General features: G+C 62.9%; 25 protein-coding genes. 13 read left to right on the top strand and 12 right to left on the bottom strand.

Annotation, left to right across the window (positions count from 1 at the left end; all coding sequences use genetic code 11):
• Nucleotides 1-52 precede the first annotated feature (52 nt).
• Nucleotides 53-682, top strand: a complete 630-nt coding sequence (locus GVL52_RS13630) for a DsbE family thiol:disulfide interchange protein (RefSeq protein WP_160007980.1) — start codon at nucleotides 53-55, stop codon at nucleotides 680-682.
• A 38-nt stretch (nucleotides 683-720) separates the two neighbouring features.
• Here GVL52_RS13630 and GVL52_RS13625 read toward each other — a convergent pair whose 3' ends face one another.
• The 6 genes from GVL52_RS13625 to GVL52_RS13600 all read right to left on the bottom strand — a co-directional run bounded on the left by GVL52_RS13625 (nucleotide 721) and on the right by GVL52_RS13600 (nucleotide 7622).
• Nucleotides 721-1308: a DUF2585 domain-containing protein gene (locus GVL52_RS13625; protein ID WP_160007886.1), complete on the bottom strand. Its 588-nt coding sequence runs from the start codon at nucleotides 1306-1308 to the stop codon at nucleotides 721-723.
• Nucleotides 1305-1949 carry a septation protein A gene (locus tag GVL52_RS13620; RefSeq protein WP_160007884.1) on the bottom strand — a complete coding sequence of 215 codons (645 nt, stop codon included), beginning with the start codon at nucleotides 1947-1949 and terminating at the stop codon, nucleotides 1305-1307. Before GVL52_RS13620 ends, GVL52_RS13625 begins: the two co-directional genes overlap by 4 nt.
• A 66-nt stretch (nucleotides 1950-2015) precedes the next feature.
• Nucleotides 2016-3716: a signal recognition particle-docking protein FtsY gene (ftsY, locus tag GVL52_RS13615; protein ID WP_160007882.1), complete on the bottom strand. Its 1701-nt coding sequence runs from the start codon at nucleotides 3714-3716 to the stop codon at nucleotides 2016-2018.
• Nucleotides 3717-3728: 12 nt separating this feature from the next.
• Nucleotides 3729-5003 (bottom strand): tRNA (N(6)-L-threonylcarbamoyladenosine(37)-C(2))-methylthiotransferase MtaB, encoded by a 1275-nt coding sequence (mtaB, locus tag GVL52_RS13610; protein ID WP_160007880.1) that lies wholly within the window; start codon nucleotides 5001-5003, stop codon nucleotides 3729-3731.
• Nucleotides 5000-5920: a diaminopimelate epimerase gene (gene dapF, locus GVL52_RS13605; RefSeq protein WP_160007878.1), complete on the bottom strand. Its 921-nt coding sequence runs from the start codon at nucleotides 5918-5920 to the stop codon at nucleotides 5000-5002. Before dapF ends, mtaB begins: the two co-directional genes overlap by 4 nt.
• Nucleotides 5921-6614: 694 nt before the next feature.
• The gene (locus GVL52_RS13600) at nucleotides 6615-7622 is read right to left on the bottom strand and encodes an MBL fold metallo-hydrolase (RefSeq protein ID WP_160007876.1); all 1008 of its coding nucleotides are present in this window, start codon (nucleotides 7620-7622) and stop codon (nucleotides 6615-6617) included.
• A gap of 319 nt (nucleotides 7623-7941) precedes the next feature.
• On the opposite strand from GVL52_RS13600, the gene ffh reads away from it, so the two are divergent.
• The 6 genes from ffh (at nucleotide 7942) to rplS (ending at nucleotide 13184) form a co-directional block, all read left to right on the top strand.
• Complete coding sequence (ffh, locus tag GVL52_RS13595) at nucleotides 7942-9528, top strand: signal recognition particle protein (protein WP_160007874.1); 1587 nt, start codon at nucleotides 7942-7944, stop codon at nucleotides 9526-9528.
• Nucleotides 9529-9544: 16 nt separating this feature from the next.
• Nucleotides 9545-9865: a chorismate mutase gene (locus GVL52_RS13590; RefSeq protein WP_160007872.1), complete on the top strand. Its 321-nt coding sequence runs from the start codon at nucleotides 9545-9547 to the stop codon at nucleotides 9863-9865.
• Nucleotides 9866-9913: 48 nt separating this feature from the next.
• Nucleotides 9914-10288, top strand: a complete 375-nt coding sequence (gene rpsP, locus GVL52_RS13585) for a 30S ribosomal protein S16 (RefSeq protein WP_160007870.1) — start codon at nucleotides 9914-9916, stop codon at nucleotides 10286-10288.
• A 118-nt stretch (nucleotides 10289-10406) separates the two neighbouring features.
• On the top strand, nucleotides 10407-10976 hold the full coding sequence (gene rimM, locus GVL52_RS13580) for a ribosome maturation factor RimM (RefSeq protein ID WP_160007868.1): 570 nt from the start codon (nucleotides 10407-10409) through the stop codon (nucleotides 10974-10976).
• An 8-nt stretch (nucleotides 10977-10984) separates the two neighbouring features.
• Entirely contained in the window at nucleotides 10985-11665 is a 681-nt protein-coding gene (gene trmD / locus GVL52_RS13575) for a tRNA (guanosine(37)-N1)-methyltransferase TrmD (protein WP_160007978.1), read from the top strand.
• Nucleotides 11666-12638: 973 nt separating this feature from the next.
• On the top strand, nucleotides 12639-13184 hold the full coding sequence (rplS, locus tag GVL52_RS13570) for a 50S ribosomal protein L19 (RefSeq protein WP_160007866.1): 546 nt from the start codon (nucleotides 12639-12641) through the stop codon (nucleotides 13182-13184).
• Between the two features lie 80 nt (nucleotides 13185-13264).
• Here the strand turns inward: rplS and GVL52_RS13565 are convergent, their stop codons facing one another.
• Nucleotides 13265-13636: a DUF2007 domain-containing protein gene (locus GVL52_RS13565; protein ID WP_160007864.1), complete on the bottom strand. Its 372-nt coding sequence runs from the start codon at nucleotides 13634-13636 to the stop codon at nucleotides 13265-13267.
• A gap of 229 nt (nucleotides 13637-13865) precedes the next feature.
• A complete protein-coding gene (locus GVL52_RS13560) occupies nucleotides 13866-14309 on the bottom strand; it encodes an SRPBCC family protein (RefSeq protein ID WP_160007862.1) in 444 nt (147 codons plus the stop codon).
• A 338-nt stretch (nucleotides 14310-14647) separates the two neighbouring features.
• Here GVL52_RS13560 and GVL52_RS13555 point away from each other — a divergent pair, with 338 nt between their 5' ends.
• The 4 genes from GVL52_RS13555 to GVL52_RS13535 all read left to right on the top strand — a co-directional run bounded on the left by GVL52_RS13555 (nucleotide 14648) and on the right by GVL52_RS13535 (nucleotide 18598).
• Nucleotides 14648-15445, top strand: coding sequence for a transporter substrate-binding domain-containing protein (locus tag GVL52_RS13555; protein WP_160007860.1), 798 nt, complete (start codon nucleotides 14648-14650; stop codon nucleotides 15443-15445).
• A gap of 22 nt (nucleotides 15446-15467) precedes the next feature.
• Nucleotides 15468-16289 (top strand): amino acid ABC transporter permease, encoded by an 822-nt coding sequence (locus GVL52_RS13550; protein WP_160007976.1) that lies wholly within the window; start codon nucleotides 15468-15470, stop codon nucleotides 16287-16289.
• A 258-nt stretch (nucleotides 16290-16547) separates the two neighbouring features.
• Nucleotides 16548-17957, top strand: a complete 1410-nt coding sequence (gene leuC / locus GVL52_RS13540) for a 3-isopropylmalate dehydratase large subunit (protein WP_160007858.1) — start codon at nucleotides 16548-16550, stop codon at nucleotides 17955-17957.
• 104 nt (nucleotides 17958-18061) lie between these two features.
• On the top strand, nucleotides 18062-18598 hold the full coding sequence (locus tag GVL52_RS13535) for a histidine phosphatase family protein (protein ID WP_160007856.1): 537 nt from the start codon (nucleotides 18062-18064) through the stop codon (nucleotides 18596-18598).
• A gap of 253 nt (nucleotides 18599-18851) precedes the next feature.
• On the opposite strand, the gene GVL52_RS13530 is transcribed toward GVL52_RS13535, so the two are convergent.
• Both GVL52_RS13530 and GVL52_RS13525 read right to left on the bottom strand, forming a co-directional pair.
• Nucleotides 18852-19682, bottom strand: coding sequence for an aldo/keto reductase (locus GVL52_RS13530; protein ID WP_160007854.1), 831 nt, complete (start codon nucleotides 19680-19682; stop codon nucleotides 18852-18854).
• A gap of 139 nt (nucleotides 19683-19821) precedes the next feature.
• Nucleotides 19822-20343, bottom strand: a complete 522-nt coding sequence (locus GVL52_RS13525; protein WP_200847818.1) for a L,D-transpeptidase — start codon at nucleotides 20341-20343, stop codon at nucleotides 19822-19824.
• Nucleotides 20344-20513: 170 nt separating this feature from the next.
• On the opposite strand from GVL52_RS13525, the gene GVL52_RS13520 reads away from it, so the two are divergent.
• Both GVL52_RS13520 and GVL52_RS13515 read left to right on the top strand, forming a co-directional pair.
• Entirely contained in the window at nucleotides 20514-21197 is a 684-nt protein-coding gene (locus GVL52_RS13520; RefSeq protein WP_160007850.1) for a response regulator transcription factor, read from the top strand.
• Nucleotides 21198-21199: 2 nt separating this feature from the next.
• Entirely contained in the window at nucleotides 21200-21655 is a 456-nt protein-coding gene (locus GVL52_RS13515) for a cyclic nucleotide-binding domain-containing protein (protein ID WP_160007848.1), read from the top strand.
• Between the two features lie 18 nt (nucleotides 21656-21673).
• Here GVL52_RS13515 and GVL52_RS13510 read toward each other — a convergent pair whose 3' ends face one another.
• Both GVL52_RS13510 and GVL52_RS13505 read right to left on the bottom strand, forming a co-directional pair.
• A complete protein-coding gene (locus GVL52_RS13510) occupies nucleotides 21674-22477 on the bottom strand; it encodes an exodeoxyribonuclease III (RefSeq protein WP_160007846.1) in 804 nt (267 codons plus the stop codon).
• 438 nt (nucleotides 22478-22915) lie between these two features.
• On the bottom strand, nucleotides 22916-23590 hold the full coding sequence (locus GVL52_RS13505; protein WP_160007844.1) for an outer membrane lipoprotein carrier protein LolA: 675 nt from the start codon (nucleotides 23588-23590) through the stop codon (nucleotides 22916-22918).
• Between the last annotated feature and the right edge of the window lie 82 nt (nucleotides 23591-23672).

Genomic DNA, 23672 nt, shown 5'->3' with positions numbered 1-23672 from the left:
GAAAGCCGCGCAAAGCCAATCCGCCGAAAGCAAAGCTGCGACAAGCCAATCCGTGGAAGCGCCGACCGTCGAAACACCGGCAGCCGCAGGGCAACCACCCGCCGCAAAGCGCGGCCTCGGCCGCTACGCCTTCGCCCTCATCCCGCTGATCGTCTTTGGCGGCATCGCCGGCACTGCGGCCAAGATGCTCTACGACCAGGATGTCCACGGCAAGAACATCGCCGAGATCCCCTCCGCGCTGCTCGGCACGAAAGCCCCGTCGCTGAACCTGCCGCCGCTCGAAGGCGCCAACCTGCCGGCGCTGACCGATGCCGCCATCAAGGGCAAGCTGACGCTGGTCAACGTCTTCGCCTCCTGGTGCATCCCCTGCCACGAGGAACATCCGATCCTCAAGGAACTGGCGAAAGATAGCCGGCTCAATATCGTGGCGATCAATTATAAGGACAAGAACGACAACGCGCTCGGCTTCCTCGGCGAGCTCGGCAACCCCTACAAGGCGATCGGCATCGATCCCAAGGGCCAGTCGGCGATCGACTGGGGCGTCTACGGCATCCCGGAAAGCTATCTGGTCGGCCCCGACGGGACGATCCTCTACAAACGCGTCGGCCCGTTCGACGATGTCAGCCTGAATGAGGGACTGTTTCCGGCGATGGAAAAGGCGTTGGGCAAGCCGGCGTCGTAAGGGTCAAAGGGGCCTTCACTCCCCCCGAAAACGCCTATTCACCCCGCACCCTGCCACGTCTTCACCGCCTCCAGCGGCCAGACCAGCATCAGCACGTTGAGCGTCAGATTGTCCCGGATCATATAGCCGGTTAAGATCTCGAAGAAGATGGCGATGACAACCGTCAGCGCCACCGGGGCGCGCGACGCGAAGAAGAAGCCGACGGCCATGAACACCGTGTCCATCGCCGAGTTCAAAATGCTGTCGCCGTAATAGTCGAGCGAGATCGTCGCCGCGCGGTAACGCTCGATGATCAGCGGCGAGTTTTCGAGCAGCTCCCAGCCGGACTCGATCACCAGCGCCACAAGCAGCCTGAGCGCAAACGGCTTGCCGCGCAGCACCAGATGCGTCAGCCCGTAGAACAGGAAGCCGTGAATGATGTGCGACGGCGTGTACCAGTCGGAGAGATGCTGCGAGTTGCCGCTGGAATGGACCGTGCCCTCCCACAGCTTGACATAGCCGCAGGTGCAGATCGGCGTCCGCCCCATCAGGTATTCGGTGGCGATCTGGATCAGCAGCACGCCAGCGCAGGCGGCGAACCAGAAGGTTTGATGCTTGCTGCGCTCGGCGGTATCGAGCGCCGTCACTTCTCGGTCTCTCCTGCGGGTGCCACCGTATGCTTCATGATCAGCGGCATCTGCGACAGGGTGAACAGGATGGTGATCGGCATCGTCCCCCAGACCTTGAAGGCCACCCAGGTATCATCGGTGAAATTGCGCCAGACGACCTCGTTGAGGACAGCCAGGAACAGGAAGAACACGCCCCAGCGAACCGTCAGCTTGCGCCAGCCCTCGGCATCGAGCTGGAAGGCGGCGTTGAAGACATAACCGAGCAGCGACTTGCCGAACAACAGGCCGCCAAGCAGGGTAAAGCCGAACAACGCATTGATGATCGTCGGCTTCATCTTGATGAAGGTCTCGTCCTGCAGGTAGATCGACAGCGAGCCGAACACCAGCACCACGACGCCCGAGACAAACGGCATGATCGGCAGGTGCTTGAGCACGATCTTCGAGATCACCAGCGAGATGATCGTCGCCGCCATGAACAGCGCGGTGGCCACGAACAGCGGCCCGCCGAGTGCGGAAAGCGCCGGAAACTTCTCCACCAGCCACGGCCCGCGCAGATTGGCGAAGAAGAAGATCATCAGCGGCCCGAGCTCCAGCGCCAGCTTCAGCATCGGATTTTGCTTGTCGGCAGCCGACGGGGTGGTATCGCTCTCGGTGGTCATTCGCTCTCAAATCCGTTGGTAACAGGCAAAGGCTTGCCCGCGCTTGCGGGCATATCTGTGGCAGTATTAGTCGAGCCCGGCAATGGCGTGGGCGAAATCCTCAGCCTCGAACGGCTCCAGATCGTCCACCCCTTCGCCGACACCGACGAAATAGACCGGCAGCTTGTGCTTGGCCGAGATGGCGACAAGAATGCCGCCGCGCGCCGTGCCGTCGAGCTTGGTCATGATCAGCCCGTTGACGCCGGCGACATTGCGGAAGATCTCCACCTGGTTCAACGCATTCTGCCCGGTGGTCGCATCCAGCGTCTGCAGCACGGTATGCGGCGCATCCGGATCGAGCTTGCCGAGCACCCGGACGATCTTTTCGAGTTCCGCCATCAGCTCCGTCTTGTTCTGCAGGCGGCCGGCGGTGTCGATGATCAGCACGTCGCATTTCTTCTGCTTGGCCTGCTCGAAGGCATCGTACGCCAGACCTGCCGCATCGGCGCCGAGCTTGGTGCCGACGAATTCCGAATTGGTGCGATCGGCCCAGATCTTCAGCTGCTCGATGGCCGCAGCGCGGAACGTATCGCCGGCGGCGACCATCACCTTCAGCCCGGCGCCCGACAGCTTCGCCGCCAGCTTGCCGATGGTGGTGGTCTTGCCGGTGCCGTTGACGCCGACGACGAGGATCACATGCGGCTTGTGGCTGAGATCGAGCTGCAGCGGCTTGGCCACCGGCTTCAGCACCTTGGTAATCTCGGCCGCCATGATCTTGCTGACATCCTCGCCCGACACATCCTTGCCGTAGCGCTCGGACGCCAGCGTATCGGTAATCCGGAGCGCGGTCTCCAGCCCGAGATCGGCCTGGATCAGCAGGTCTTCCAGATCCTGCAGCGTCTCGTCGTCGAGCTTGCGCTTGGTGAACAGCGCCGAGATCTGCCCGGTCAGCTGCGACGAGGTGCGGGCAAGCCCGGCGCGCAGGCGCTGGAACCAGGAGAGTTTCGAGGCCGGGACGATGGTGACGGGTTCGGGTACGGCAGGGCCGGTAGCGAAGCCCTTGGGGAGAATGGGGGTGCTGTCGGGCTCGGGGGGTGTGGGTGTGTCTGACGGTGCAGGTGTTTCGCTGGCCTCGGCGGGGGCGGCACCCCCCTCTGCCCTGCCGGGCATCTCCCCCACAGGTGGGGAGATCGGCTGGGCGGGGGCTTCTTGCTCTGCCTCTTCCGTCGAGATGAGGTTCGACTTTGCTTCGGCGACATCGACGGGCTCTACGTCTGCTTTTGTTGCAGCAGCAGTCTCTTCGTCCTCGTCATTCTTATCGGTCGCTGCGCTCTCCGATCGATCCCCCTCCTTGTGGGGAAGATATCCCCGGACAGAGGGGGGTGTGGTCGCAGCATCGGCAACAGGTTCCGCCGCCGCTTCGGCTTCCAGCAACGACAGCGGCACCAGCCCCACCTCGCCGGTCGCAAGCGCGGCCGGCAGAATCTCGGACACGTCGTCTTCGGCCGCGGCCTCAGCGGCATCGTCATCAACATCGCCAGCCGGCCCACCGGCCGTTTCCATCTCTTCCGGCAGCACCGGATCGGCCGCAACCGGCAGGCCATCGACCACCACGGACGCTTCAGGCGCAGGCACCTCAGGCAAAGCCACCTCAGGCAAAACCACCTCGGGCGATGCCGCAACCGGCTCCGCCCCATCCGCGACGGTCGTCTCGACCGCGACCGGCTTTGGCTCCTCCGCCTTGTCGGGGCCGAAGGTGAAGACCTTTTTGATGAAACTGAACGCCATAAGACTTCCCACTCAGGCCGCGTCGGCGGCCGTCAATTGCATGTCGAGATGCTTGCCGTTATGGCCGGTAATATCGACCGGCACCAGCGAGCGCGGGGCAAGACCCGGCGCCGCGACAAGCGTGAAGTTTTCCGTATGCGCCAGTCCGTTGTTTTCCACCAGCAGCCATTGCCGCGTGCCGACCATGCCGTCGAGATGGGACTGGTGCAGAAGATGTCCAGTGGCGCGCAGCCGTGCCGCCCGTTCCTTGACAACAGCCCGGTCGAGCTGCGGCATCCGCGCTGCCGGCGTGCCCGGTCGCGGGCTGTAGGGAAACACGTGCAGATGCGCGATGCCGGCCTCTTCGGCCAAACGAACCGCATTGCCGAACATCTCTTCCGTCTCGGTCGGGAACCCGGCGATCATGTCGGCGCCGATCGAAATCTCCGGCCTGAGACGCCTGACCTCGTTGACGAAGCCGAGCGCGTCGGCGCGCGAATGCCGGCGCTTCATCCGCTTCAGGATCATGTCGTCACCATGCTGCAGCGACAGATGCAGATGCGGCATGAACCGCGCCTCGTCGGCAATCAGGTCGAGCAGATGCCTGTCGGCCTCGATGCTGTCGATCGACGACAATCTCAGACGCCGGATCTCCGGGATCTGCTTCAGCAGCGTCTTTGCCAAGAGCCCCAGCGTCGGTTCGCCCGGCAGGTCGGCGCCGTAGCTGGTGGCGTCCACCCCGGTCAGCACGATCTCGTGGTAGCCGCTCTCCACCAGCCGCCGCGCCTGATCGACGACGGCGCCCATCGGCACCGAGCGCGAATTGCCGCGGCCATAGGGGATGATGCAGAAGGTGCAGCGATGATCGCAGCCGTTCTGCACCTGGATGAAGGCGCGCACATGGCCGTCGATATGCCTGACCATCTGCGGCGCCGTCGCCTTGATGCTCATGATGTCGTTGACGCGCAGCTTCTCTTCGGCCGAAACGCCGAAATCCGGCAGCGCCCGATAATTGGCGCTTTTCAGCTTCTCTTCGTTGCCGAGCACCGCATCGACCTCGGCCATGCCGGCAAAGGTCTCCTTCTCGGTCTGCGCGGCACAGCCGGTGACGATGATGCGGGCATGCGGATTGTCGCGCCGCGCCCGGCGGATCGCCTGGCGTGCCTGTCGCACCGCCTCGCCGGTCACGGCGCAGGTATTGATGAGAATGGCATTGTTGAGCCCGGCCTTTTCGGCCTCGGCCCGCATCACTTCGGATTCGTAGGTGTTCAGGCGGCAGCCGAAGGTGATGACCTCGACACCGCTCACCGTGCGTCGGCCCCCGAAGCCTCGGCTTGTATGGACGCCTCGCGTGACCACAGCCCGGTCGACGGATCGACGCTGCCCGACCATTCCCATTCGGCAGGGCCGGTCATGACGACGTGATCGTCGCTCTCGCGCCAGTCGATCGTCAGCGATCCGCGGTTCGGGCTGCTGGCGACCGTTACCGTCACCTTGCGCCCTGTCCGCCCGGTGCGCGCCGCAGACACTGCCGCCGCGCAGGCAGCCGAGCCGCAGGCAAGCGTCAGCCCGGCACCGCGCTCCCAGGTCCGCGTCGTCATCGCGTCGGGAGAGGTCACCTGGGCGAGCGTGATATTGGCGCGCTCGGGAAACATCGGATGGTTTTCGAGCAAAGGCCCGAAGCGGGCGAGATCGTAGGACATCACGTCGCGATCGACCCAGAAGATCGCATGCGGATTGCCCATCGACGCGGCCGAGGGCGAATGCAGCACCGGATCGTCGATCGGCCCGATCTGCAGCTCGATGCGGCTGGTATCGTAGAATTCTTCCGCCAGCGGGATCTTGTCCCACGCGAACACAGGCTTGCCCATATCGACCGAGATCGTCCCGTCCTCGAGCTCGACGGCATTCAGAATGCCGGCCACCGTCTGGAAGGTGAACACCTTCTTGCCGGTTTCGGCAGCCAGCGCCTGCACCACGCAGCGCGTGCCGTTGCCACAGGCCTGCGCCTTGGTGCCGTCGCAGTTGAGAATATCGATCCAGGCATCGGTGCCTTCGGCTTTCGGATCATGGATCGCCATGATCTGGTCGAACTGCGTCGCTTCCGCCGCATTCAGCGCAATCGCCGCTGCCGGCGTTACCTTGTCGGTGCGCCCGCGCATGTCGACGACCAGGATCTTGTTGCCAAGCCCGTTCATCCTGGCGAATTCAACCGTTGCGCTCATCGTCTCGTGTCCATGTCTGTTTGGGCTGTATATGGCGGAAATACGCGGGAATTACCAGTGGGCTGGCGTGGTGGCGCGCCCGGCCTCTTCTTCCCGACGGGGGGCCGAAGGACGGGTCGAGACCGGTGGCTCGACCCCGGTCGGTGCCGGAGCGACAGCGAGGCGATGAGGGGGCGGCTCGGTAGAAAGCTGGAGCCGGCGCCGGCAGCCCCCTCAACCGACCCCTTCGGGGCCACCTTCTCCCCGAGGGGAGAAGGGAAGAACTGGCGCCAACTTCGAGGAAAACTCTATCCACCCTGATAAAAATAGCCGTTCTACATCAATGCCATAGCAAAAATCACGATCCGCGTTCATCCCCGTCATCCAAAGCGACGACACAATATCCACGTCATCGGACAGGGAGCCGGGTTCGCGAACCGGTAACGCCAAGGTCTGCAAATCCGGCGTTCGATGACGATTGCAGCGGGGTGGATCGAAAGCTCGTCAGGGCTGCCGGTTCATCCGGCAAGGAAAGGCCGAGAGACGTTCCTGTCGGCCTGGACGAACCGGAAAGCCTCGAAACGATCGGGCAGGTGGAAACGCCTGACACATTATTACCACCACAATATACTCTGCCTGCCCATTCCCATCCGGGAAAAGATATGCGCTGAACCGTCGCGGAGCAAAGCTCCAGCGCGGCATTTGGTGCACGCCCTCACACAGCCGGAACGTCGAACACCTCTCCCGCCCGCAGCGGCCGAAACCGCTCCGCCGCCACACCCTGCTCGCGCAAGGCGGCGGCCAGCGCCGTCACCGGTGCATCGATCGCCTCGTCGGTCAGCTGGAAGGTCGCAAAGTGGTGGCCGGCGACATAGGAGACGTTGGCGAGCTGCATGCCCTTCACCGCCTCCTCCGGGTTCTGGTGCTGGCCGAGCATGAACCAGCGCGGCTCGTAGGCGCCGAACGGCAGGATCGCCAGGCGGAAACGCCCGTGCTTTTCGCCCGCTGCCCGGTAATTGATGCCGTCGTGAAAGCCGGTATCGCCGACGTGGTAGATCTTGCCTGATGGCGTCGAGATCACGAAGGCGGCCCACAGCGCCATGCTGCGGTCGCCGGTGCCGCGCGCCGACCAATGATGCGCCGGCTCCGCGTCGATGCTGATCCCGTCGGAAATCGACATCCGGCCGCCCCAGTCCATCATGCTGATGCGGGCGTCGGGCACGGCGCGGCGGATGATCGTGTCGTTGCCGAGCGCGGTGACGAAATGCGGCGTGTGCGCTGCCTGCAGCCGCTTCAGTGTTGCGACGTCGAGATGGTCGTAGTGATTGTGCGAAACCAGAACGAGATCGATCTCTGGCAAATCCTCGAAACGGATGCCGGGTGCCGTCACCCGCTTCGGCCCGGCGAAGGTGAACGGGCTGGCGCGGTCCGACCAGACGGGATCGGTCAGGATGTTGAGCCCCGCCACCTGCACCAGCATCGAGGCATGGCCGACCATCGTCACCCGCAGCCCTTCGCCCGAAACGCGCGCATCGGGCTTGGCCGGCGCAAACGGGCTTGGCACCTGCTTTGCCCAGCGCTGCCGCTCGCCATTGAACTGCCAGCGCAGCACCTGGCGAAATCCGAGCGGCGCGATACCGCCGGGGTTGAAGAAACGGGTGCCGTCGAAATGGTCGGAGACCGGGCCGGAGTAGTAGGGGTTCTTGGATTTGGCGTCTGCCATAGGGTGGGGGCCTGCTGAACGGGTGTGGCGGGATGGGATCTGCATTTGGGTTGCCGTACCGGCTTTTGAAAGGCCGCGATCGGCTTATTTGCCGGCTTTGCCTTGACTCCGTGGCCGATTTCCTGTTTACCGCCGCTCAATCTGCGACGAGCTTCAAGACTCGAGCCACCGACCGGGACCCGTCAAACGGTATAAACTGATCCCGGAGGTCCACACCCGACAGCGCGATGCGCCCTCGGGTGCTTTTTGGCTATGCGTCTTGTTTTCGTCAAGGAAAAGCACGAGGTTTCCGTGATCCCGGAACCACAAGGAAGAGCCGATGTTTGAAAACCTCCAGGACCGTCTTGGTTCCATTCTGAATGGACTGACAGGCCGTGGCGCGCTTTCGGAAGCTGATGTTTCCGCAGCGCTGCGCGAGGTTCGCCGTGCGTTGCTGGAAGCCGACGTCGCGCTCGACGTGGTGCGTGCCTTCACCGACCGCGTCCGCGAAAAGGCCGTCGGCGCCGAGGTTCTGAAGTCGATCAAGCCCGGCCAGATGGTCGTCAAGCTTGTCCATGACGAGCTGATCGAGATGCTCGGTGGCGAAGGCATTGGCGTCGACCTGCACGCCGCTGCCCCTGTCGTCATCATGATGGTCGGCCTGCAGGGCTCCGGCAAGACCACGACATCCGCCAAGATTGCCCACCGCCTGATGACGCGCGACAAGAAGAAGGTGCTGATGGCATCGCTCGACACGCGCCGTCCGGCAGCGCAGGAGCAGTTGCGCCAGCTCGGCGTCCAGGGCAGCATCGACACGCTGCCCGTCATTGCCGGCCAGTCGCCGACCGATATCGCCGCCCGCGCCGTGCAGGCAGCCAGGCTCGGCGGCCATGACGTCGTCATCCTCGACACCGCCGGCCGCACCCATATCGACGAACCCCTGATGGCCGAAATGGCCGACATCAAGAAGAAGTCGAACCCGCACGAAATCCTGCTGGTCGCGGATTCGCTGACCGGTCAGGACGCCGTCAACCTCGCCCGCAATTTCGACGAACGCGTCGGCATCACCGGCCTCGTTTTGACCCGCATGGATGGCGATGGCCGCGGCGGTGCGGCCCTGTCGATGCGTGCCGTCACCGGCAAGCCGATCAAGCTGATCGGCGTCGGCGAGCGCATGGGCGAGCTGGAGGAATTCCATCCCCGCCGTATCGCCGACCGCATTCTCGGCATGGGCGATATCGTCTCATTGGTCGAGCGCGCCGCTGAAAACATCGATGCCGAAAAGGCAGCCGCCATGGCTGCCAAGATGGCCAAGGGCAAGTTCGACCTCAACGACCTCGCCGACCAGCTGCGCCAGATGCAGAAGATGGGCGGCATGGGCGGCATCATGAGCATGATGCCCGGCATGGGCGGGATGAAGGACAAGATGGCCTCTGCCGGCCTCAACGACAGCCTGTTCGGCCGCCAGATCGCTATCATCGGCTCGATGACCAAGGCCGAGCGCGCCAATCCCGACATGCTCAAGCATTCCCGCAAGAAGCGCATCGCCGCCGGCTCCGGCACCGACGCCTCCGACATCAACAAGCTTCTGAAGATGCACCGCCAGATGGCGGACATGATGAAGATGATGGGCGGCAAGGGCAAAGGCGGCATGATGAAGCAGATGATGGGCGGCCTGGCCGGCAAGATGGGCCTCGGTGGCCTTGGCGGCGGCATGGGCGGCATGCCCGATCTCGCCAACATGGATCCGAAGCAGCTCGAAGCCCTGCAGAAGCAGGCGGAAGCCGCCGGTCTCGGCAAGCCCGGCGGCGGCATGCCCGGCCTCGGCGGTGGTTTGCCAGGCGGTTTGCCAGGTTTGGGCGGCGGCAAGCTGCCGGGCCTCGGCGGTGGTTTCCCGGGCCTTCCCGGCCTGCCTAAGAAGAAGTGAAAGGGTCGCGTAAACGATGACTGATCCTGAAATAAAAGCCCAGCTTTTGAGCTACCGCCAGTCGATCGACAATATCGACGCGGCGCTCGTCCATATGCTGGCCGAACGCTTTCGCTGCACCAAAGAGGTCGGCGTGCTGAAGGCCAAGTACAATTTGCCGCCGGCGGACCCGGCGCGCGAGGAATACCAGATAGCCCGTCTGAGGCAGCTTGCCGAAGACGCACATCTGGATCCGGATTTCGCCGAGAAGTTCCTGAACTTCGTCATCACCGAAGTCATCCGGCATCATGAGCAGATCGCAGCGGATCACGCCGAACAGGGCGCCGCTGCAAAGTAACCAACGCCGCAGGATATGCGGCTCAGACACATCCAAGGAGTTAACAACATGGCACTGAAAATTCGTCTCGCACGCGGTGGTTCCAAGAAGCGCCCTTACTACCACGTCGTTCTGGCTGATGCCCGTTCGCCACGCGACGGCCGCTTCCTCGAGAACCTCGGTTCGTGGAACCCGATGCTGGCCAAGGACAACGAAGCCCGCGTCAAGCTCGACGGCGACCGTATCAAGCACTGGCTCGACCAGGGCGCACAGCCGACCGACCGCGTTCTTCGCTTCCTCAACGAAGCAGGCATTGCCAAGCGCGAAGCCAAGAACAACCCTGAAAAGGCAAAGCCAGGCAAGCGCGCTCAGGAGCGTGCTGCTGAAAAGGCACAGAAGGTTGCCGACGCTGCTGAAGCCGCTGCGACCGCTTCTGCTGAATAATTCGAGGCTTTGGCCTTGATCGAACGGGCGGCATGGCGACATGCCGCCCGTTTTCGTTTCCATTCCCGTTCACTTCGGCTATGAGAAACCAGAATTCCGGCTTCAGACGAAGGGTGCCATGACAAAGCTTGAAAATCCGGTGCTGATGGCAACGATCGGCGGCGCGCAGGGCCTGCGCGGCGAAGTGCGTGCCAAGTCCTACAGTGCCGATCCGACGGCGCTCGGCGATTACGGCCACCTGCACAGCATGGACGGCCGCAGCTTCGAGATCCTCGAAATCCGCGAGATGAAGAACGTCGTCGTCATGCGCCTGCGCGGCGTCAACGACCGCGACGCTGCCGAGGCGCTGAACGGCCTGGAGCTCTATGTCGACCGCGACAACCTGCCCGACGACGAGCTTGAGGAAGACGAGTTCTTCTACGCCGATCTGGAGGGCCTGGAAGCGCTCGACGATCAGGGCGTCAGCTACGGCAAGGTGACCGGCGTGTTCGATTTCGGCGCTGGCGACCTGCTGGAGCTAAAAGGCCCCGGCAAGCGCCCGGTGCTCATCCCCTTCTCCGAAGCCTCGGTGCTGGAGATCGACCTCGAAGGCGGCAGGATCACCATCGACCCGCGCGCCGCCGGCCTGATCGACGATCCGGACGACGGCCCGTCCTTCACCCCGGACAAGCCGAAGAAGAACAAGTGAGCGATCAGATGGCCTTCCGGGCGACCGTGCTCACACTCTACCCGGAGATGTTTCCCGGCCATCTCGGCTACTCCCTTGCAGGCAAGGCGATGGAGCGCGGCCAGTGGGCGCTCGACGCCGTGCAGATCCGCGATTTCGCCACCGACAAGCACCGCACCGTCGATGACACGCCGGCCGGCGGCGGCGCCGGCATGGTGCTGAAGCCCGACGTGCTGGCACGCGCCATCGACACCGTCTCCGACAACGACACCCGCCCACGGCTGCTGATGAGCCCGCGCGGCAAGCCGCTGACCCAGAAGCGGGTGCGCGAGCTGGCATCGGGCGATGGCGTCATCATCATCTGCGGCCGCTTCGAAGGTGTCGACCAGCGGGTTATCGATGCCCGGCAGCTCGAGGAAGTCTCGATCGGCGACTACGTGCTGTCAGGCGGCGAACCGGCAGCCCTGACGGTGCTCGACGCCATCATCCGCATCCTGCCCGGCGTCATGGGCAACGACCTCTCCGGCCTGCACGAAAGCTTCGAGGGCGGCCTGCTCGAACACCCGCACTACACCCGCCCGCAGGAATGGGAAGGCCGCGACATCCCCGCCATCCTGACCTCGGGCAACCACGGCGCCATCGACAAGTGGCGGCGCGAGCAGGCGGTCGCACTGACGAAAGAGCGGCGGCCCGACCTGCTGGACGAGTAGGGGTTTCGAGCCATGGGGCTCGCGGTCTTGGCAACCCTCGGCAGATCCTCGGGACAAGCCCGAGGAAGACGCCGGAGCGTGTGGGACGAGCTTCCAAATTATTGGAATTGCAAGGATTCCTCCCTCTCGACGTCATCCTCGGGCTTGTCCCGAGGACCTAAGCACGTCTCCCGGCATGCAACGTCGGCGGATGCCCGGCACGGCGGCGCAACTGACGAAAGAGCGGCGGCCGGACCTGCTGGGCGAACTAGGCGCTTTAAGCCATCGGCCTCGCGCTCGTGATCACCCTCGGCAGATCCTCGGCACAAGGCCGAGGAAGACGGCGGAGCGTGTGGGTTCGGTTCCAAGTTATTGTAATTACAATGATTCCACCCTCTCGACGTCATCCTCGGGCTTGTCCCGAGGACCTAAGCACGTCTCCCGGCATGCAACGTCGGCGGATTACCCGGCACGGCGGCGCAACTGGAGACAGAGCGGCGGCCGGATCTGCTGGACGAGCAGGCGCTTTAAGCCATCGGCCTCGCGCTCGTGATCACCCTCGGCAGATCCTCGGCACAAGGCCGAGGAAGACGGCGGAGCGGGTGGATGCCGGCTCCCACCAATTGAAATGACGTTTTCTCCACCCTCTCGACGTCATCCTCGGGCTTTTCCCGAGGGCCCGGTCCCGTCTCCCGGCATGCATCTCAATCACAAGGCCGAGCGCGACGAAAGGACGTTCGCGCGCCGGAAGAAGCGCAGGTTCCGCTTCCTTGGCCAGAATCCACGCCCCGCCAGCCATAAAAATCCGCTGCAAGGGATGACAAGCGGCCCACATTGGTGTAGGAGCGCACGCGGAAATGGGGTTATCCCCGTCTACCAGCAACAAAGAATGGCGAACCCGCTCCCGTCCGTAAAGGGCTAAATCCGGAGGTCAATGACCAAAGGACACGTGCCGAGCGCTCTGGCTGTTTCAGAAGAAATAAGGGTTAAGACGATGAACATCATTCAGCAGCTTGAGGCCGAACAGGTCGCCAAGATCGAAGCCAAGCGCAAGCTTCCAGAATTCTCCCCGGGCGATACCGTCCGCGTCAACGTGAAGGTCACCGAAGGCACGCGTACCCGCGTACAGGCCTACGAAGGCGTTTGCATCGCTCGCTCCGGCGGCGGTCTGCAGGAAAACTTCACGGTTCGCAAGATCTCCTACGGCGAAGGCGTCGAGCGCCTGTTCCCGGTCTACTCGCCGGCAATCGAAAGCGTAGAAGTCGTTCGCCGCGGTAAGGTCCGTCGCGCCAAGCTCTACTACCTGCGCGATCGTCGCGGCAAGTCTGCCCGTATCGTTGAAGACACCGGCACCCGCGCCCGCAAGCTGAACGACGCCGAGCGCGCCGCTCTGGCCCAGGAAAAGGCACGTCTGGAAGCCGAAAAGGTTGCAGCAGCGCAGGCGCTGGCAGCCGAAAAGGCAGCACAGGAAGCCGCTGAAGCCAAGGCCGCTGCAGAAGCAGCAGCAGCCGCCGCAGCAGCTGAGCCGGCAGCAGAATAAGCTTCGATCCTCACGGATTGATAGGAAAGGCGACCTTCGGGTCGCCTTTTTTCGTTTTGGGATGAGGCATGTCCCGGCAATTACCGCCCCGGCTTCTTCCCGGTCGCAACGGCTGGCCGCACGGCATAGAGCCCCCCCGGTGGTGGCGGCACCGCCACGCCGGCCCACATCAACAGCAGGCAGGCGCTGGCAAAACCCAGCCAGGCCTTGCCGCGCGTTCTCGTAAACGGCATCGCGCTCAGGATCTCCCGGGCGGCTTCGGCCTGCGATGCGGGCACCCGAAGCTCGACGCCGCCAAGCGCCGTGACGTAATGCCATACCGTCGAAGCGTGATGATAACCGTGCGGCAGCACGCCGATACCGGCAGCCTGGAGAATAGAGAGGGCAGAGGCGACCTCAGCTGGCCCATAGGCCCAACCGGCGGTGGCAAAATCCGATCGATGGGGTTTCATGCGGGGCTCCAGGACGGCGATCTGCGGAACGCTATAGCGGTATCCGGTTAAAAATACCCGCATATGAAGCACTTTCGCCTACGCGGCGGGACCTGACCGAATGAGGCCTCCGCAACACCCTCGATGGCGCTTTCTTGCTCCAAGCGATCCGCGGGCAACGCCCCTCCCCCTTCTGGGGAGGGGGTGGGGCGCGGTTGGGGAAGGGCCTTCCTTGGCGAGAGCCCGCCGCCTACTCCGAAATCTCCGGCTCCACCAGCTTCGCCAGATTGCGCAGCGATTCCTGCCAGCCCAGATAGCAGGCTTCCGGCGGGATCAGGTCGGGAATGCCGGCCTGGGTGATATTCACCTCGGTCCCTACCAAAACCTTCTTCAACGTCACCGTCACCTCCATCTCGCCCGGCAGATTGGGGTCGTCGAACCGGTCGACATAGCGAAGCCGCTCGCCGGCCACGAGTTCGAGATATTCGCCGCCAAAGGCATGGCTGTTGCCTGACGTGAAATTCCGGAACGACATTCTGAAGGTGCCGCCGACTGTCGGCTCCAGGTGATCGACGGTGCAGACAAATCCGTTCGGCGGCAGCCATTTGGCGACCGCATCGGCTTCGAGAAAGGCGCGGTAGATCTTCTGCGGGGTGGTGGTGAGAACGCGGTGCAGATGGATGGTGCTTGGCATGTTCTTGATCCTCCCAATTGACGGAACAGGCGAAAACCCAAGGACGAACCGGGTTTCGGCAATCCGACAGGCGATCGGGATTTTGTTCAAGTGGAATCATGCGGGGGGCTGCCCCTGGCACTGACCTCCCACCGTGCCGCCCCCCATCGCCTTGCTGTCACGCGGGCACCGACCGAGGGCGGCGGGCTGCAGAGAGACCAGTGGCGAGTGCCATGCCCCAAACCGACCGATTTTTGAAACCCCATTCCCATTTTCCCCCGCCGCCGCGGGCCAATCCCCTTGCCAGCGGCTTTGCAATTATGACAGGTTCCGCGAGCGCCATTTTGGGGAGATATATCATGCCGTTCCGCCGCACCGTCCTTGCCGGACTGACCGCTCTTATCCTGTCGCCGCTGATGGCAACCGCTGCCGATCTGCCCGATCTCAAGGGCAAAAGCGTCGTCGTCGTCACCGAGAATGCCTATCCGCCGCTGCAGTTCGTCGATCCGAAGTCCGGCAAGCAGGTCGGATGGGAATATGATGCGATGGACGAGATCGCCAAGCGGCTGAATTTCAAGCTTGAGTACCAGAACACCAGCTGGGACGCGATGATCCAGGCGGTCTCCGACAACCAGTACAACATCGGCATGACCGGCATCACCATCAAGGACGACCGCAAGGCCAAGGTGGATTTCTCCGACCCCTACATGCGCTCGCAGCAGTTCATGCTGGTGCGCGGCGACGAGACCCGGTTTACCGACGCCAAGACCTTCGGCGCCTTCAAGGACGGCCTGGTCGGCGCCCAGCCCGGAACCTCGCCCTTCTATGCCGCCGTCTACGAGATCCTCGACGGCAACGAGCAGAACCCGCGCATAAAACTGTTCGAAACCTTCGGCGCCACCGTGCAGGCGCTGAAGACCGGCGACGTCGATACGGTGCTGACCGACAGTGTTGCCGCCCAGGGCTATGTCGATGCCTCCAAGGGCGGCCTCAAGGTCATCGGCGGCCCGCTCGGCACCGAGGATTTCGGCTTCATCTTCCCGAAGGGCTCCGATCTGGTGGCGCCGGTCAATGCCGCAATATCAAGCCTCAAGGCTGATGGCACGCTGGATGCCCTGAACAAGAAGTGGTTCCTCGACTACAAGATGGGACAGTGATCCTGCCCGGGAACAGAGCATGATGGCTCCGCAGCCGGCCCCGCGTGGGCATGAGAAGGGCGACTACCCCTGGTGGCTGGTCGCCCTCGTTTTGATCGGCCTGGCGCTCGCCGCCGTCATCATCGCCAACGATATCTATGCCCAGGTGTTCCGCACCGTCTTCAATGGCGTCGGCGTTACCGTTTTCGTGACGCTGGTCGGCTTTGCACTGGCCACCGTGCTCGGCCTCGGCATTGCCCTGCTGGGGCTGTCGGACAGCGTCCTGCTGCGCCAGATCGCCCGCTTCTATGTCGAGGTGATCCGCGGCGTGCCGATGCTGGTGCTGCTGTTCTACATCGCCTTCGTCGGCGCCCCTACGATCGTCGCAGCCTATAATTTCCTGACCCTGCCGCTGGTCAGGGCAGGACTGGCCGAGCCGGTGCTGGTGCGCGATTTCTCGCTGATGTGGCGGGCGATCATCGCCTTGATGATCGGTTATTCCTCGTTCATCGCAGAAGTGTTCCGGGCCGGCATCCAGTCGGTCGATCACGGCCAGATCGAGGCCGCCAAGGCGCTCGGCCTGTCGCGTTACCACCGCTTCCGCTTTGTCGTCTTCCCGCAGGCGATCAAGGTGATCTTCCCGCCGCTGTCGAACGATTTCGTGGCGATGGTCAAGGATAGTTCGCTGGTCTCGGTGCTCGGCGTCTCCGACATCACCCAGATGGGCAAGATCTATGCGTCGGGTTCGTTCCGCTTCTTTGAAACCTATTCGATCGTCACCTATATCTATCTCATCCTCACCATCGGTCTGTCGCTTGCACTCAGGCAAGTCGAGAAACGGATGCGCGGGAAGGATCTGCGGTAGCGGTTCGATGATAGGAATTGCCGTCGCCTTGAAAAGTTGATAAGTCACAGCGCATGGAATCCAAGTTCAGTTGCATTGGGGCTCATATTTTCGTGCTGCAGGATCACTATCGCCTGCCGGCACGTTTCTTTGCGGCCGTTTCCGGTGCGCTTAACAGCCGACTTCGTTGATCCCTTCGTCGATTGACTGACGGCCGGCGGCCCTGTCCGCCACCAAGCTCCATCTCTCCATTACGCATCCAGAAACGGACATACCGCCATGAGCGCACCGCGTACCCTTTACGACAAGATCTGGGACGACCACATGGTCGATCAGCAGGACGACGGCACCTGTCTTCTCTACATCGACCGCCACCTGGTTCACGAGGTCACCTCGCCGCAGGCCTTCGAAGGCCTGCGTATGACCGGCCGCAAGGTCCGTGCACCTGAAAAGACGCTGGCCGTCGTCGACCACAATGTTCCGACCTCGCCGGATCGCCACCTCGGCATCAAGAACGAGGAAAGCCGCATCCAGGTCGAGCAGCTGGCGATCAACGCGGCCGAATTCGGCGTCGAGTATTATTCGGCGAGCGACATTCGCCAGGGCATCGTCCACATCATCGGGCCGGAACAGGGCTTTACCCTGCCGGGCATGACCATCGTCTGCGGCGATAGCCACACCTCGACCCACGGCGCCTTCGGCTCGCTGGCGCATGGCATCGGCACGTCTGAAGTGGAGCACGTTCTGGCCACCCAGACGCTGATCCAGAAGAAGGCGAAGAACATGCTGGTGCAGGTCGACGGCGTATTGCCCGCTGGCGTCACCGCCAAGGACATCGTGCTCGCCATCATCGGCGAGATCGGCACGGCAGGCGGCACCGGCTACGTCATCGAATATGCCGGCGAAGCCATTCGCGCGCTGTCGATGGAAGGCCGTATGACGATCTGCAACATGTCGATCGAAGGCGGCGCCCGCGCCGGCCTGATCGCCCCCGACCAGACCACCTACGACTACATCACCGGCAAGCCGCGCGCGCCGAAGGGCGAGACGCTGAAGCAGGCGATTGCCTATTGGGAAACGCTGAAGACCGACGAAGGCGCCCATTACGACCGCATCGTCACGCTCAACGCCGCCGAACTGCCGCCGATCGTCTCCTGGGGCTCCTCGCCCGAGGACGTCATCTCGGTGCAGGGCATCGTGCCGAACCCGGATGAGATCGCCGACGAGAACAAGCGCACCTCCAAGTGGCGCGCGCTTGAGTACATGGGCCTGAAGCCGGGCACCAAGATCACCGACATCGCTATCGACCGCGTCTTCATCGGCTCCTGCACCAACGGCCGCATCGAGGACCTGCGCGCTGCCGCCAAGGTCGTCGAAGGCAAGACCGTGGCATCGACCGTCGATGCGATGATCGTCCCCGGCTCCGGCCTCGTCAAGGAACAGGCGGAAGCCGAAGGCCTCGACAAGATCTTCAAGGCTGCCGGCTTCGACTGGCGCGAGCCTGGCTGTTCGATGTGCCTGGCGATGAACGACGACCGGCTGAAGCCGGGCGAGCGTTGCGCCTCGACCTCCAACCGCAACTTCGAAGGCCGCCAGGGCTTCAAGGGCCGCACCCATCTGGTGTCGCCTGCCATGGCAGCCGCAGCGGCCATTGCCGGCCACTTCGTCGATATCCGCGAGTGGAACTGAAACTGGATGGCCTCCCTCTCTGCGAGGGGGAGGCCGCCCGCCCCGGGCATGCCTGATCAGACGGCTGCGAACAGCCGATGCTGTCCTCTCCTCCGGAGCGCGCCATGACCGCCGAAACCAATCTCCCCAAGCGCCGCCTGATGCTGCTCCGCCACGCCAAATCCGCCTGGCCGGATGGCGTCGCCGATCACGACCGCCCGCTGTCGGAACGCGGACTGAAGGCCGCCCCGCGGATGGGCGCCTATATTGCCAGCGAAGGGCTCATGCCCGATCTGGCGCTGGTCTCCACCTCCAGACGCACGCAGCAGACCTGGAGGCGGATCAAGAGAGAACTGCCGGCATCGATCGAGCAGCGCGACCTGGACGATCTCTACGAAGCGCCCGCCGCCAGGCTCGCCGCCCTGCTGCACGCCATGGACCCCTCGGTGCGCACGCTGCTTCTGATCGGCCACAACCCCGGCTTCCACGATCTGGCACTCGGCCTCGTCGGCAGCGGTGACCGCGAGATCCGCACCCGCCTGGATGAGAAGTTCCCGACCGGTGCCCTTGTGGTCATCGATTTCGAGGCGCATTTCTGGGACGATGTGCGGCCGCGCAGCGGCGTGCTCGAGCGGTTCGTGGTGCCACGTTCGTTGCGGTGAATGAATAAGCTAAGCTGGCTCTCTGCCGTGCCGCCCCCTCATCGCCTCGCTGGCGCTCCGGCACTTCTCCCCGTTGGGGAGAAGCGGCAGGTGGCAGGCGTTTTGCCCTGCCCGGATGCGGACGGTTCTAAATCCTGGCGAATGGGTGTCGCACATCTCCCCCATGGGGAAGGTGGCGGCAGGGCAGGTGCAACGCGTTGCACCGGCGAAGAGGGGCCGCCTGCGCAAGCGCCAGCCGCCCCCAAAAGAACCCTCAGAACGTCGCTGTCTTCGGATCAGGGCCGATCCGCGCCGTGCTGCTGTCGAGCTTGGCGATCGCACCCATGTCGTCGCCATCCAGCTTGAAATCGAACACCTGGAAATTCTCGACGATGCGCGACGGCGTCACCGACTTCGGGATCACTACCAGCCCGCTATCCATGTGCCAGCGGATGATCACCTGCGCCGGCGTCTTACCGTGCTTTTTGGCAATCTCGGCGATGACAGGATGATCGATCAGCTTGCCCTGGCCGAGCGGGCTCCAGGATTGCGTGGCGATGTTGAGCTTCTTGTGCGCCGCCTGCGCAGCCTTCTGCTGGAAATCCGGATGCAGCTCGATCTGGTTGATGACAGGCACGACGCCGGTCTCGGTGATCAGCCGCTCGATATGCTCGGGATAGAAATTAGACACACCGATCGAGCGCGCCCGGCCCTCTTCCCGCAGCTTGATGAATGCCTTCCAGGTATCGACATAGCTGTCGCGGTTCGGTGCCGGCCAGTGGATCAGGTAGAGGTCGACATAATCGGTGCCGAGCCGCTTCAGGCTCTTGTCGAAGGCCTTCAGCGTCGTGTCGTAGCCCTGGTCCTGGTTCCACAGCTTGGTGGTCAGGAAGATTTCCTTGCGGTCGATGCCGGAGGAGCGGATGCCCTCGCCGACGCCGTCCTCGTTTTCGTAGATCGCCGCCGTATCGACATGCCGATATCCGGCATCGATCGCCGCCCGCACCGAAGGTGCAGCGATATCATCGGGTGTCTGCCAGACGCCGAGGCCGACCTGGGGAATGGAATGTCCGTCGTGAAACGTGATGATGGATTGTTGTGCCACAATAAATCTCCGCAAAATCAGTGAATTGGATCGGGCATACTCGAATCCGCCTCTCCTCGCGGATTGCCCCAGCGCCTCTAAGCCCGAGCGCCGGTCGGAATTCATATAGGTCAGCGCGGCGCCGATATCACCCCTGCGGTCAGAGAACCCTGACCACCGTTCCCTTGCGCAGGTAGGGCAATATCCGGCGCATGTCGCGCGGATGGATGGCGATGCAGCCCTCGGTTGGCTGGTAGCCGGGCCGGATCAGGTGGAAGAAGATTGCCGAGCCGCGGTTGCGCGACCTTGACGTCACGTTCCAGTCCATCACAAGGCAGACATCGTAGAGCCCGTCCTTGCGCTTCATCTCTTCGTGGCTCGGCCGGAACGGCGCCTTGACCAGCCTGTTGTAGTTCGGATCGTCGGCCTGATCGCACCACAGCATGTCCTCGCGGATAAGGCGAATCGGCAGCTGCGTTTGAACCCGGAGCGGCCGCTCGCCGCGCCGGAAGCCGGAAAGCAGGGTCATCGAGCCGATCGGTGTGGCGCCATCACCTTCACGCTTGCGTGTTGTTCGGCCCGTTCGACCAACTGCAGCGGGCACGACCATTGTACCGAACTGGAGCAAAGCCCGACTTTTCTGCCCCGGTGCTGGTCTAACGGTAATGATCGATGACTGTATAGACGGTCTCCGCCTTGTTTTTTCCATGTTTCTCACATGTTTTTGCAATTGCCGGGGCAGTGATTGAAATCATATAGCACCATATACGACAACAGCTTGGTATCCTGATCTTTGCCAACGTCCTAAAGTGGCGTAGGAATAGGGAACCAGATGGCGAGGGACATAGCCGCATGACAGCACGCACCATTTTGTTGGTGGACGACGACGACGACCTCCGTGAAACCCTCACCGAGCAGCTTTCGCTCTATGACGAGTTCACGGTTCTGCAGGAAGCGACGGCAACCAAGGGTGTCGAACGCGCCCGCGCCACCGCCATCGACCTGCTGATCATGGACGTCGGGCTGCCTGACATGGATGGTCGCGAAGCCGTCAAGCTGCTGCGCAAGGGCGGCCTCAAGGCGCCGATCATCATGCTGACGGGACACGATACCGATTCCGACACCATCCTGGGGCTGGAAGCCGGCGCCAACGACTATGTCACCAAGCCGTTCCGCTTCGCCGTCCTGCTTGCCCGCATCCGCGTGCAGCTGCGCCAGCACGAGCAGAGCGAAGACGCCACCTTCAGCGTCGGCCCCTATGTGTTCAAGCCGAGCCAGAAGCTGCTGACCACCGAAAACGGCCAGAAGATCCGCCTCACCGAAAAGGAAGCGGCGATCATCCGCTATCTCTACCGCGCCGAACAGAAGGTCGTCACCCGCGACGTGCTGCTCGAAGAGGTCTGGGGCTACAATTCCGGCGTCACCACCCACACGCTCGAGACCCACGTCTACCGCCTGCGCCAGAAGATCGAGCGCGATCCCTCGAATGCTGAAATTCTGGTGACGGAAAACGGCGGCTACAAGATCGTACCGTAAGCATGGCACTGAATGACGATATCCAGCTGCTGTCGCAGCTTCCGCTCTTCAACGGAATGTCGGAGGATCAGCTGCGGCTGATCGCCTTCGGCGCGGATCGGCGCGTCATTTCCAACGGGCAGATGCTTTTTCGCGAAAGCTCGCCCGCCGACAGCGCCTATGTCATCGTCAACGGCAGTGTCGAACTCAGCCGCACCGGACGCAATGGCCAGCCTGAAATCCAGGCGGTCGTCGGCACCGGTACGCTGCTCTCCGAACTTGCGCTGATCACTCTGGTCGAGCGCAAGTTCACGGCTATCGCCAAGGAAGATACGGCGATCATCCGCATCACCCGGTCGCTGTTCCACCGGCTGATCGAGGAATATCCCGACGCCGCCCTGCTGATCGAGAAGCGCATCCGCGAGAATATCGCAGCACTGGCGGCAAGGGCTGCCGCCGAGCTTCACCGCTTCGCCTGATTTCCCAAACTGATCTTCCTAGAGATCGAAATGCGCGGTCACCGGCACATGGTCGGATGGCCGTTCCCATCCGCGCGCCTCTTTCAGGATCTCGATGCGCTGCAGATGCGGACCGAGATCCTGTGACGACCAGATATGGTCGAGACGGCGGCCACGATCGGCGGCTTCCCAGTCCTTGGCGCGGTAGCTCCACCAGGTATAGAGCTTCTGGGTATCAGGCACGTTCTGGCGCATCAGGTCGAGCCATTGGCCGCGCTTCATCACCTCGAGCAGGCCTTCGGTCTCGACAGGGGTATGGCTGACGATCTTCAAGAGCTGCTTGTGCGACCAGACGTCATGCTCGAACGGCGCGATGTTGAGATCGCCGACCAGGATCGACGAAGTATTGGCCTCGCCATCGGCCTTCAGCAGCTTCATCTCCTCGATGAAATCGAGCTTGTGGCCGAACTTCGGATTGATCGTCCGATCCGGCTCGTCGCCACCGGCCGGCACGTAGAAATTATGGATGCGGATGCGCTTGCCGCCGCGCTCGAACACCGCCGAGATATGGCGGGCATCGCCAACCTTGCAGTAGTCGGTGCTGTGATCCTCGATCAACGGAAAGCGCGAGGCAATCGCCACGCCATGATAGCCCTTCTGGCCGTGGATGATGATGTGCTCGTAGCCCATGGCCCTCAGCGGCGCCAAGGGAAACAGCTCGTTCGTCACCTTGGTTTCCTGCAGGCAGATGATGTCGGGCCGATGCTTCAGGGAAAGCTGCTCGACGATCGGCATCCGCAGCCGCACCGAATTGATGTTCCAGGTGGTGATCGAGAAGCTCATTCCGCGGCCTTTCCTTGACTGACGGAACTGGCTTTAGAGGAAAGGGGAGCGGGATGGAACGCGTGGGGCCAAAGAAAATGGTTGAAGGGCCTGGCGACCCATCCTTCCTCCCGGCGCAGACGGCCTTGCTCATCTCTTGCTGACGCCAGATGTCCACTCATGGCGAGCAGCTGGCACCATCAGCAGATCCTCGGCACAAGTCCGAGGATAACGGCGGACCGGGCGGATAGCGTCCGTAACCCATTGAAATACAACCATCAGCGTCATCCTCGGGCTTGTCCCGAGGATCTAAGCACGCTGCGCGGAATGCCACGGTTGTGGCTGCCTGAGCTCGGCCCTCGACGTACCTGTCGCGGCAGCCGTAGGCAGATCACCTCCCCGTGCACAGGGATGAACGCGTGGAAAGCGCTGAGGCCAAATATCGCTCCCTCAACCCACTCAGTCCCGATACGCAGCCGTTCCGGGTATGGATTCGTAAGGCACCTTGAACACCTTGTCGTCGAACTGCATGCCTGTTTTGACGTTGAAAACCATCACCGAGGTATCCTTGCCCTGGTTGTCGGTGATCGTCCACTGGCGCAGGTCGTAGGTCTTCGGATCGAACATCATGGTGATCGTCGAATTGCCGAACACGGTGTTGTTGCCGAGCGCGATGGTGGTGAGATCGGACTCTTCCTTGACGCTCTTCACCGAGCCCGCCGACAGATCGATGCGCTGTGCGAGCAGCAGGCTGAGCGGCGTCTTCGACAGCGGATAAAGATCCCAGGTCTTCAGCTTCATGTTGCCGATCGCCACGTTCTTGCCGTCGGCAATGACGCGGATCGGCGAGGGGTCGTCATAGTTGAAGCGCAGCTTGCCGGGGCGCTGGATGAAGAACTTGCCGCCGGTCTGCTCGCCCTTCGGACCGAACTGGACGAATTCGCCCTGCATCGTCCCGACGCTGGAAAAGTGATCGGCAATTGCCTGCGCGGTCGAGCTGTTCGATGCGGCGGCGGCGGCCTGCGCAAAGAGGTTGAGCGGCATGGCCGTGGACGCTGCAGCGACAGCCAGAGCGCCGAGCATGTGGCGCCGGGTCAGCGTGATGCGATCCAGGAAGGTCACGGAGTGGGTCATCAATGTCTCCTTATATGCAGTCTGCATGCTGCCGAAACGCGGCGTCTTCATGGCGTCTTAGCAGGGCCGGCCAAAGGTAACG

This window comes from Rhizobium sp. 18055 (assembly GCF_902706285.1).
In the GTDB taxonomy this organism is placed as follows: Bacteria; Pseudomonadota; Alphaproteobacteria; order Rhizobiales; family Rhizobiaceae; genus Rhizobium.
The sequence above is the reverse complement of the archived record's forward strand: the minus strand, read 5'-3'. Positions and strand labels throughout refer to the sequence as shown.